Here is a 10,779-nt window from a genome sequence, read left to right on the forward strand (position 1 = left end):
GATGTGGTTACTCCCCTGTGATTGGCCGCCGCCAGCCCCGCAGCGGCCAGGCGGGCTGCTGTTGGGTGATGCAGTGGATGCCGCCGCCGCCGTGTGCCAGCCGGTTGATCGAGACCGGCACCACAGCCCTGTGCGGGAAGGCGCCTTGCAGCACAGCCGCCGCCTCACGGTCGCTCGCCACCCCGTAGGCGGGCATGATGACGGCGCCGTTGGCGAGGTAGAAGTTGGTGTAGGAGGCGCAAAACACCTCGGCCTCCCTGTCTATGGCCTCGCTCGCATCGTACAGATCCTGCAGCTCGAAGGCGCGCCCCCTGGCATCCGTGGCCAGGGCCAGGGCGCGGCGATTCTCCCGCACCACAAGGCCGTAGGTCGAGGCGGCATCCCGGGTCGCATCCACCAGCAGCTGGCCGGGGCGACTGAAGGCGCAGACCCCGTCCACATGGCCATCGGTCATGTCGCCGGTGACGTGGTCGGGATCCCCCGGCAGCCAGATGGTCTTCTCGATACCGAGCAAGCGACCGAAGATCTGCTCGATCTCACCCTTGCTGATGCCCGGGTTGCGGTTGCTGTTGAGCAGCACGGATTCAGTGGTGATCAGGGTGCCTTCGCCGTCCACATGGATGGCGCCCCCCTCGTTGGCCAGAAAGCTGCCGATACACTCCAGCTCCAGGCTGTTGAGGATGCGGCGGGCCAGCCCTTCGTCCAGCTGATGGACCGACTTGCCGCCCCAGGCGTTGAAGCGCCAGCTTACCCCGGCGCTACCCAGTTCGGGGTGGCAGATGAAGGTGGGGCCGGAGTCGCGGCACCAGCTGTCATCCACTGCAATGGGGATCAGAGTCACACTCTGGTCACAGAGCGCGCGTGCCTCGGCCAGCGCGGAAGGGTCGACCACCAGCCTGACCGGCTCGAACCGGACGATGGCGTTGACCACCCGGGCGAAGTCCTGCTGTACCTCGGCCAGGGTGACGCCCCAGCCGGATTCCCACAGCGCCTTGTTATGGGGCCAGACCATCCAGGTCGCGGCGTGCTGGCACCATTCGGCGGGCATGAACCAGCCCTTTGCCACTATTCCCTGTTCCCGCATATTCCCTCTCTGATTAGGTACTATTAAGGTTGCTGACGATGGGAATAGACTATTCCCACATAACACGGCGAACAAACGATCGATTTTCAGTACAAGTGATAAGTGGAGCTAATCAATGATGTTCAAACACTGGCCCCCGCTCAACGTGCTGCGGGGCTTTGAGGCGGCGGCTCGCCTCGGCAGTTTTCATCAGGCGGCCCAGGAGCTGCACCTCACCCAGTCCGCCATCAGCCAGCAGATCCGCTCCCTGGAGGAGCTGCTCGGCCAACCGCTGTTTCACCGGCAGGGGCGCTCGGTCGCCCTGACCGATGCGGGACAGGATCTGCTGGAGACCACCCAGAGCGTGCTGCTGCAACTGGCAGTGGGGATCCAGCGCCTCGAGCAGTACCGCAAGCCGAACCAGCTGGTGCTCAACACCAGCACCGCCATCGCCCGCCACTGGCTGCTGCCCCGACTGGGGGCGTTTCATCGCCAGCACCCCGACATCGATCTCTGGCTGTTCACCAGCGACGAGGTGCCCGATCTGGCCGAACAGACCATAGATCTCGCCCTGCGCTGGGATCTCGCGCCGCAGGCCGAGTGTCGCCATCAGCCGCTGCTGGCGGACAGGTTGCTGCCGGTGGCCGCGCCTACGGTGCTGGCTCAACCGGCGGCACAGCGCACTACCCTCCATGGGGAGCGAGAGCTGGACTGGCACCACTGGACGCTCAAAGGGGGGGAGGATCTGCAACTGCAGACCCGAGGGCTCAACTTCTCCGATCCCGGCCTGCTGCTGGAGGCGGCAAGCGCCGGGCTCGGGGTGGCGCTGGTGAGCGAACGGCTCTCCCAACCGGCCAGGGAGCAGGGGCAGTTGCTGCCGCTCTCCGCTTGCAGGGTCAAGGGGCCCCAGTGGAGCCTGCTTATCCACCAGGAGAGCGAAGGGATGCCGGAGTGCCGCGCCTTCTGCCACTGGCTCGGCCAACAATTTGCCGAGGGGGCGTCAGGCGGGAATGAGGATGCCATTGCCGCCCTCTGAGGCAGGTCACTGAATCTGGCGGACGGGCATGGTTAAATGGTCGGCCTCTCTCTATGCCGGATATTGCATGTGACCCTGCCTTCTGACCGTCTGCCACCCCAGCCCTTGTCTGACTATGGGTATGCCCTCTGGCTGCACTCTTGCCGGACAGGACAGTGACAATGCTATCTGACCGTTTTCCACCCCAGCCCTGGCCAGAACATCTATATGCCCTCTGGCTGCGCGCTTGCCGGATAGGGCAGTGACAATGCCATCTGACCGTCTGCCACCCCAGCCCTGCCCTGACTATCTGCTGGCCTCCTGGCTGCGCTGCGCCCACCAGACCAGCGCCACCCTCTGGCACCCGCCCCACAGCGCCAAGGGGCAGACCTTGCAGAGCCTGCGCCAGCGCAAGCGGGACTTGCTCACCACAGGCGAGATGGCCCTCGAGGATCTCTACGAATTCATGGAGGGGCGCCCCTGCGCCCTGCTGCTCACCGACGAGAGCGGCTGCCTGCTGGCCCGCACCGGCCATCCCGACACCCTGCGCGAGCTGGCTGCGCTGGGGTTTGGCCCCGGTGCTTTTTTTAGCGAGGGGCGCATCGGCACCAATGCCATCAATCTGGCGGCGCTGGAGGGAGTGCCGCTCTGCGTCAGCGGCCTCCAGCACTTCAACCAGACCCTGCACCCCTGGCACAGCTGCGCCAGCCCGGTCTACAACAGCAACGGCCGCCAGGTCGCCATCATGGCCCTGGTCTGCCGGGTGGAGGAGGCAACGGTCGGGGATCTGGCGCTCACCGTCAGCGCCGGTCGCGAGCTGGCCCACCTGCTGCAGATGGAGCGCCTGATGCAGGAGTCCCAGCACCATCTGAGCGAGCTTTACGCTTTGCTGGACGGCATGGATGACGGCGTGCTGGCCTGGGATCCGCAAGGCAGGCTGCGCTACCTCAACGCGCTGGCGGCCGACCGACTGCGGCTAGATCCGGCGCTCTGCCTCGGTCAGCCCCTGGAGCAGCACCTGCTGCTGCCCCAGCGATTGCAGCTGGCCATCAAGGGGCAGACGCCGCTCAGTCATGTGGAGGTGACCCTGGAGCGGCTCGGGGTGCACTCCGGGGAGTTCATCAATGCGCTGATAAGCCTCAAGCCGCTGCCGGGGCCTGAGGGAGTCAGCTTTATCGCCCTGCTTCACCCGGTTGACCGGCTGCGGGCCATCCACCAGCTGCGCCAGACGGTGCCCGAGCTGTCGGCGCTGGTGGGGGAATCGAGCGCCATGCGCAAACTGCTGCGCCACGCCAGACAGGCGGCCCAGAGTCAGGGGCCGATCCTGCTGCGCGGTGAAGAGGAGGTGGGCAAGGCCCAGCTGGCGGAGGCCATCCACTTTGGCAGCGAACGGGCCGCCGGGCCCCTCATTACTCTCAACTGTCAGGCGCTGCCGAGGGAGCGGATGGCGCTGGAGCTGATGGGCTCCGACGAGGCGGGGCAGGAGCGGGCGGGCAAGTTCGAGCTGGCCCACGGCGGCACCCTGGTGCTGGAGCAGGTGGAGTGCCTCTCTGCTCCCATGCAGGCGGCGCTGCTGCAACTGCTCAAGACCGGCCGCATCCAGCGCTTCGATTCGGCCCGCGTGCTGCCGCTCAAGGTGCGGATCATCGCCACCAGTAGCGCCCCGCTGGAGCAACGGGTGCAGGAGGGGCAGTTTGGTCGCCAGCTGCTCTATGCCTTGCAAGCGTGCGAGCTGTGGCTGCCGGGGCTGCGGGAGCGCACCGCCGATCTGCCGGGCCTTATCAGCCAGCAACTAGGGGCACAGGGGCGCGAGCCGGTGCGCCAGTTCAGCCCGGCGGCCCTCGACTGTCTGCTCGCCTACCCCTGGCCCGGCAATCTGGGGGAACTGCGCAGCGCGGTCGAGCATGCGCTGCTCCACGCCAGTCAGGGGCAGATCCCGCCGGAGGTGCTGCCCGCCGCCATTCGTCACGGCCATCAGCTGGTGGCGAATGAGGTGGTTGGACAACCGCTGCTCACGTTGGCGGAGTTGGAGCGCCGAGCCATCTTGCGCAGCGCCCACGCCTGCAAGGGGCAGGTGAGCCAGATGGCCCGGCAACTGGGCATCAGTCGCACCACCCTGTGGCGGAGGCTGAAGCTGCTCGGCATGGATCCCGCCGACTATCACGGCTGACGGTGGCTCGGGTCGCGATTCGTCCCGCTAACAACCGGCAGAGAGAGCAAAAAAAGGCCCCGCGGTGGCGGGGCCTTGATAAAGCTATGGGAGCCTCAGTCGCCGAAGCGTTCCGCTGCCAGCTGCTGGAAGCAGGTCAATGCGGCGATGGCATCCTCCCCGCGCGCCAGCAGGGTGAGTCTGTCGCCCTGACGCACATTGAGCATGGCGAGCCGGGTCAGGCTGCGGGGGTTGGCCTCTTTATCCCCCTTTTGCAGCTTGAGTTCAGCGGCAAAGGGCTTGAGGGCGGCCACCAGTCGGGCGGCGGGGCGCACATGCAGGCCGTGGGGGTTATCCACCACCACCTCGCATCGCAGCCAGCCGTCGTCGGCTGCCGGTGCCGTCTCAGTGGCGGCCTGCGCCGCGCTGGCGGGCAGCATCGCCTGTTTCGGGCCCAGCGCGCCGAGCGCCTCGGCGGCCACCTCATCCAGCGTCAGGCCGGAACCGGCCGCCACCACGGCGGCCAGGGTGCCTTCGACCAGCGGAGCGGGGCAGAGCCGCACCCGGGCGCTCAACTCGGCAGGCAACAGCTCGAGGGCGGTCTCGGCGCTCAAGAGAGCGCTGCCGAGATCCATCAGCACCAGCACGCCGCTGCCGTCATCCGCTTCTTCGATCGCACTCATCACCGCGATGGCATCTGTGCCTATGGGGTGGTCGGGATCATCGACCCCGGCCGCCAGCAGCAATCTGGCTGGGCTACCCAACTGGTCGGCCAGCGCTTTCAATCCGGCCGCAAGCTGGGCGCTGTGAGAGACAACGACGATGCCTATCATGTTACAACCTCGCTCTGTCACGCAGGGCGGTCAGCAGCAGCAGGGTCGAGGTGGCCCCGGCATCCTGATGGCCTATGCTGCGCTCGCCGAGATAGCTGGCGCGCCCCTTGCGGGCCTGCATCTGTATGGTGGCCTCGGTGCCGGCGGCGGCAGCCGCGACTGCCTTGTCCAGCGCATCATTGAGCGACAGCGCTTGCTGCTGTGCCTGTTGCAGGGCGGCCAGCGCCGGCCACCAGGCATCGCACATTGTCTTGTCCCCCGGCTCGGCACGGCCGCGGGAGACTATCCCCTCCACCCCGTCACTCAGCATTTTGCACAGCTGGCTGAGGCTGAGGCTCTGACAGGCGTCGGTACTGGCCGCCGCCCGGATGAAGAAGGTGCCGTAGAGGGGGCCGCTGGCGCCGCCGACCGAGGAGAGCAATGTCATGCCGGTGGTCTTCAATACCTGGCCGATATCCTTGTCCGCCACCGCGGGCAGCTTCTCGGCCACCTTGGCGAAGCCGCGCTGTATGTTGAGGCCGTGGTCGCCATCACCGATGTCGGTATCCAGCGCGGTGAGATGCTCCCTCGCATTGGTAAACAGAGGCTCGCAGTCGAGCAGCCAGTTGACGATTTGATGCTTGCTTAACATGGGTTTTCCTTAGCAGCCGCGACGCAGGGCGGGGGTATTGACGGGGGCATCCCACAGGCTCATCAGCTCGTCATCCATCTTGAGCAGGGTGATGGAGATGCCGGTCATGTCGAGGGCGGTACAGTAGGGGCCAATCAGGTTGCGCACCAGATGGATGCCCGCCTCTTCACAGCGGCTGGCGAGACGCCCATAGACGCCGTACAACTCGGAGAGAGGGGTGCCTCCCAGGCTGTTGACCAGGGCGATGACCCGATCGCCCGCATTCAGCGGCTCGATGAAGCTGTGCTCTTCCTGCCAGTTGCCGGAGGCTCTGTCCCAGTGGCGCAGGGTACGGCCATAGGGGCTGTTGTCAGCAAGCTCTTCGAACATGTCGTCCACCAGGGTATTGAGGTCGGTGAAGGGGCGGCGCGCTATGCCCGGTTCGCCGTGGATACCCACGCCGAACTCCATCTCGTTGTCCGCCAGGGTGAAGGAGGGCTTGCCAGCGGCAGGCACTGTGCAGGCGTGCATGGCAACGCCTATGGTGCGGCTCTGGTTGTTGATGCGACGGGCCAGCGCTTCGCAACGGGTCAAGTCATAGCCCGCCTCGGCAGCGGCCCCCACCAGTTTTTCGCACAGCACCGTGGTGGCAACGCCACGACGACCGGCGGTATAGAGGCTGTCTTTCACCGCCACATCGTCATCGATCAGCGAGAAGCCGACTTTGACCCCGTCACCGTGCAGCAGCTCGACCGCGGTTTCGAAGTTGAGCACGTCGCCGGTGTAGTTCTTCACCAGGAACAGCACGCCCGCGCCGCCATCAACGGCCTGACCGCACTCGTACATCTGATCCGGGGTTGGCGAGGTAAAAATCTCGCCGGGGCAGGCGCCATCCAGCATCCCCTTGCCCACCAGACCGCCGTGCATCGGCTCGTGGCCGCTGCCACCGCCGGAGACCAGCGCCACCTTGCCCATCACGGGGGCATCGGCGCGGGTGATGTAGTGGGGTTCGATACGTACCTTGAGCTCGGGGTGAGCGGCTGCCATCCCCATCAGTTGTTCACGGACCACGGCATCGACGGCATTGATCAGCTTCTTCATGGCTCACTCCTTGGCTTGCCACCGCACGGGTAGGCAGATGGTTGATGAAGCCAGTCTAACGGGATATATCGGGAGAAAAATGACGGCCTGTTCGGTTCGGATTTGAAACAGCAGAAGGGGGCTTGGCGTTTCAACCTGAAACGGCGCGGGGCAAACGGGCGGGAAACTGTTAACGGCCTCACAACCATGAAAAAGGGCCCCGCAGGGCCCTTCGCTATCACCGGAAGCCTTAGATGGCCCAGCCACCGGCATAGAAGATCACCAGCGCCACGGCGATGATGACGGTGCCGACGTTGAGTTTCTTCCACTCGGCAGCAAACAGACGACCCACGACCAGCGCCACGAAGCCCAGCATGATGCCGGTGACTATGTTGCAGGTCAGCACGATAAAGACGGCGCACAGCATGCCGGCGAGAGCATCGACCGAATCGCTGAAGTCCAGCTTGGTGACGTTGCCCAGCATCAGCAGACCGACGTACATCAGGGCCGGTGCTGTGGCGTAGGCCGGTACCAGATAGCTCAGCGGGGAGAGGAAGATCATCAGCAGGAAGAGCACGCCAACCAGTGCAGCGGTCAGACCTGTTTTGCCGCCGGCTGCGGTACCTGCGGCGGATTCGATGTAGACGGCGGCCGGAGCACCACCCACGACGCCAGCGACCATGCTGCTGACGGAGTCGGCAGTCAGGGCCTTGCCGCCGCTGATGATGTGGCCACGTTCGTTGATGAGGCCCGCCTGACCGGCCACGGCACGTATGGTGCCGGTGGCGTCAAACACGGCGGTCATCACCAGCGCTAGCACGGTCGGAATGACCACCGGATTGAGGGCGCCCAGCAGATCCATGCTGCCCACCAGAGAGCCCTTCTCGCCGGTCAGGCTCGGCATGGCGAAGAAGCCCTGCCAGGTCACTTTCGGGTCGAAGATGAGGCCGAGGATGGAGATGGCGATGATCACCATCAGGATGCCGCCCGGCACCTTGCGACGCTCCAGACCGAAGATGGCGGCCAGACCCAGCACCGTCATGATGACAGGGAAGGAGGTCACTTCACCGAGTTGCACCGGCAGACCGGCCCCTTCGTTCTTGATCACCATGCCGACGCCGTTGGTGGCGATCAGCAGCAGGAACAGACCTATACCTATGCCGGTGCCGTGAGCGATGCCGGAGGGGAGGTTATCCAGGATCCACTGGCGCACGCCGGTGACGCTGATCAGGGTAAACAGCACACCCATCAGGAAGATGGCGCCCAGCGCGACCGGAATGCTCAGTCCCTGACCCAGAACCAGACTGAAGGCGGTAAAGGCGGTGAGGGAGATGGCGCAACCTATGGCCATCGGCAGCTTGGCCCACAGGCCCATCAGCAGGGAGCCGAAGGCGGCGATCAAGCAGGTCGCCACGAAGACGGGGCCCTGCTCAAAACCGGCGGCACCCAGCATGTTCGGCACCACTATGACGCTGTACACCATGGCGAGGAAGGTGGTCATCCCGGCCAACAGCTCCTGGCGTACACTGCTGCCGCGCTCGGAGATGGAGAAGTAGGAGTCGAGAAATCCGCTCTTGCCGGTGCGGGCCGTCATTTCTTGCGTTGCCATAACTCATCCTGAAAAGTGTGAAGGAAATCGTTTGCGTAGATGGCGCGCAAAATAGCAAGAATTTAGCGAAATTGCAGCGTGTAAGGTCGTATTTCCCCGATTTTTTCGATCGCAGGTCTCATTGAGGGCCACATTTGACGAGTCGCCGAGTGTCGCCAGCTTCTACACTTCGAGGGAACCCACTTCAGCCGGAGACAGGCTCATGCACACAGGAAACCTGCTTGCTCACATTCCCTCTCCCTTGCCCACAGAGCTGTTCAGCGACTTGGTCAGTACCAATCACTTCCGTATCGAGCGCATTGTCTCCCTGGGGCAGCACACCCCACCCGGTGAATGGTTCGATCAGGATGAGCATGAATGGGTACTGGTGGTGCAGGGGGAAGCTATCTTGCTCTTTCTCGAACCGGAAGCTGGGGCCCAGGAGCGCGTCCATCTGGGACCTGGGGACTACATCAACATCCCGGCGCACCTTCAGCACAGGGTGGAGTGGACTCATCCTACCGAGACCACCGTCTGGCTCTGCATCTACTACTAGAGGAATCTCCACGCCGCTGTGACAAAGCACAACGAGAAAAGCCCAATCGACAGATTGGGCTTCTTGGACTCAGATGCTGAATTTGCATAGCATAAGGGCCTTCCCATGAGGGAAGGCCTTTCAAATTAGTGGCGGAGCGGACGGGGAGACGGACACGGTCCGGCTCAAGCACAAGGTGCCACAGGCAGGGACCGAGTTGCCAGTGGCAAGTCGCAGCCCTGTCTGTGGTACCTTGTTTCCTTACTCCCGTTCGCGAATATCCAAAAGCAAAAAGGCCTTCCCGTGAGGGAAGGCCTTTTCTATTTATTGGCGGAGCGGACGGGACTCGAACCCGCGACCCCCGGCGTGACAGGCCGGTATTCTAACCAACTGAACTACCGCTCCGCAATTTGGCTAGCGCTTTGCTAAATCTTCTGCCGTTTCAGCGAGGTGTCATCCTCTCGGCCAACATCGTACTGCGTACAATGTCGTCTAATTAGGAGCCTGGCAGTGTCCTACTCTCGCATGGCGAATGCCACACTACCATCGGCGCTACCGCGTTTCACTTCTGAGTTCGGCATGGGATCAGGTGGGTCCACGGCGCTATGGCCGCCAGGCAAAAAACTTCATCCGGAAAGCTGACGTGAGTAACGACTGATTGGCTATTGCCTGGTCGCTATCACTGAATTAGGTAAGTAGTCTCGCACTTGCTACAAGTCTCAGAACACTTCTTGGGTGTTGTATGGTTAAGCCTCACGGGTAATTAGTATGGGTTAGCTCAACACGTCGCCGCGCTTACACACCCCACCTATCAACGTTGTGGTCTCCAACGGCCCTTTAGGACCCTCAAGGGGTCAGGGATGACTCATCTCAGGGCTCGCTTCCCGCTTAGATGCTTTCAGCGGTTATCGATTCCGAACTTAGCTACCGGGCAGTGCCACTGGCGTGACAACCCGAACACCAGAGGTTCGTTCACTCCGGTCCTCTCGTACTAGGAGCAACTCCCTTCAATCATCCAACGCCCACGGCAGATAGGGACCGAACTGTCTCACGACGTTCTGAACCCAGCTCGCGTACCACTTTAAATGGCGAACAGCCATACCCTTGGGACCGACTTCAGCCCCAGGATGTGATGAGCCGACATCGAGGTGCCAAACACCGCCGTCGATATGAACTCTTGGGCGGTATCAGCCTGTTATCCCCGGAGTACCTTTTATCCGTTGAGCGATGGCCCTTCCATTCAGAACCACCGGATCACTATGACCTACTTTCGTACCTGCTCGACCTGTCCGTCTCGCAGTTAAGCTGGCTTATGCCATTGCACTAACCTCCTGATGTCCGACCAGGATTAGCCAACCTTCGTGCTCCTCCGTTACTCTTTGGGAGGAGACCGCCCCAGTCAAACTACCCACCAGGCACTGTCCGCGAGCCCGATTCAGGGCCCTGCGTTAGAACATCAAACATACAAGGGTGGTATTTCAAGGACGGCTCCACGACAACTAGCGTCATCGCTTCAAAGCCTCCCACCTATCCTACACATGTAGGTTCAATGTTCAGTGCCAAGCTGTAGTAAAGGTTCACGGGGTCTTTCCGTCTAGCCGCGGGTACACCGCATCTTCACGGCGAATTCGATTTCACTGAGTCTCGGGTGGAGACAGCATGGCCATGGTTACACCATTCGTGCAGGTCGGAACTTACCCGACAAGGAATTTCGCTACCTTAGGACCGTTATAGTTACGGCCGCCGTTTACCGGGGCTTCGATCAAGAGCTTCGCTTGCGCTAACCCCATCAATTAACCTTCCGGCACCGGGCAGGTGTCACACCCTATACGTCCACTTTCGTGTTTGCAGAGTGCTGTGTTTTTGATAAACAGTCCCAGCCATCTGGTCACTGCGACTCCCAACT

The 10,779-nt window shown here is 62.9% G+C and carries 8 protein-coding genes, 1 tRNA gene and 2 rRNA genes (1 of these 11 only partly in view); 3 read left to right on the forward strand and 8 right to left on the reverse strand.

Features of this window, described 5'->3' with window-relative positions:
* Positions 1 to 7: 7 nt before the first annotated feature.
* Positions 8 to 1,084 carry an agmatine deiminase family protein gene (locus tag KYK33_RS18380; RefSeq protein ID WP_224431452.1) on the reverse strand — a complete coding sequence of 359 codons (1,077 nt, stop codon included), beginning with the start codon at positions 1,082 to 1,084 and terminating at the stop codon, positions 8 to 10.
* Between the two features lie 115 nt (positions 1,085 to 1,199).
* Between KYK33_RS18380 and KYK33_RS18385 the strand changes: the two genes are divergently transcribed.
* Both KYK33_RS18385 and dhaR read left to right on the forward strand, forming a co-directional pair.
* Positions 1,200 to 2,099: a LysR substrate-binding domain-containing protein gene (locus KYK33_RS18385; protein WP_224431453.1), complete on the forward strand. Its 900-nt coding sequence runs from the start codon at positions 1,200 to 1,202 to the stop codon at positions 2,097 to 2,099.
* A gap of 247 nt (positions 2,100 to 2,346) precedes the next feature.
* Positions 2,347 to 4,248 (forward strand): dihydroxyacetone kinase operon transcriptional regulator DhaR, encoded by a 1,902-nt coding sequence (gene dhaR, locus KYK33_RS18390; protein ID WP_224431454.1) that lies wholly within the window; start codon positions 2,347 to 2,349, stop codon positions 4,246 to 4,248.
* A 95-nt stretch (positions 4,249 to 4,343) separates the two neighbouring features.
* Here the strand turns inward: dhaR and dhaM are convergent, their stop codons facing one another.
* From dhaM to KYK33_RS18410, 4 genes are all read right to left on the reverse strand, one after another.
* Positions 4,344 to 5,060, reverse strand: a complete 717-nt coding sequence (gene dhaM, locus KYK33_RS18395; protein WP_224431455.1) for a dihydroxyacetone kinase phosphoryl donor subunit DhaM — start codon at positions 5,058 to 5,060, stop codon at positions 4,344 to 4,346.
* A gap of 1 nt (position 5,061) precedes the next feature.
* Positions 5,062 to 5,691, reverse strand: coding sequence for a dihydroxyacetone kinase subunit DhaL (gene dhaL / locus KYK33_RS18400; protein WP_224431456.1), 630 nt, complete (start codon positions 5,689 to 5,691; stop codon positions 5,062 to 5,064).
* A 9-nt stretch (positions 5,692 to 5,700) separates the two neighbouring features.
* Positions 5,701 to 6,771 carry a dihydroxyacetone kinase subunit DhaK gene (gene dhaK, locus KYK33_RS18405; RefSeq protein ID WP_224431457.1) on the reverse strand — a complete coding sequence of 357 codons (1,071 nt, stop codon included), beginning with the start codon at positions 6,769 to 6,771 and terminating at the stop codon, positions 5,701 to 5,703.
* Between the two features lie 229 nt (positions 6,772 to 7,000).
* Entirely contained in the window at positions 7,001 to 8,359 is a 1,359-nt protein-coding gene (locus KYK33_RS18410) for an NCS2 family permease (RefSeq protein WP_042044403.1), read from the reverse strand.
* A 202-nt stretch (positions 8,360 to 8,561) separates the two neighbouring features.
* On the opposite strand from KYK33_RS18410, the gene KYK33_RS18415 reads away from it, so the two are divergent.
* A complete protein-coding gene (locus tag KYK33_RS18415; protein WP_042044404.1) occupies positions 8,562 to 8,894 on the forward strand; it encodes a cupin domain-containing protein in 333 nt (110 codons plus the stop codon).
* Positions 8,895 to 9,201: 307 nt separating this feature from the next.
* On the opposite strand, the gene KYK33_RS18420 is transcribed toward KYK33_RS18415, so the two are convergent.
* The 3 genes from KYK33_RS18420 to KYK33_RS18430 all read right to left on the reverse strand — a co-directional run.
* Positions 9,202 to 9,278: transfer RNA gene (locus tag KYK33_RS18420), tRNA-Asp, on the reverse strand.
* A gap of 97 nt (positions 9,279 to 9,375) precedes the next feature.
* Positions 9,376 to 9,490, reverse strand: a 5S ribosomal RNA gene (gene rrf, locus KYK33_RS18425).
* A gap of 125 nt (positions 9,491 to 9,615) precedes the next feature.
* Positions 9,616 to 10,779: ribosomal RNA gene (locus KYK33_RS18430) — 23S ribosomal RNA — on the reverse strand; it runs 1,726 nt beyond the window's last position.

Origin of the sequence: Aeromonas rivuli, assembly GCF_020149575.1 — a bacterium.
Classification (GTDB): Bacteria; Pseudomonadota; Gammaproteobacteria; order Enterobacterales; family Aeromonadaceae; genus Aeromonas; species Aeromonas rivuli.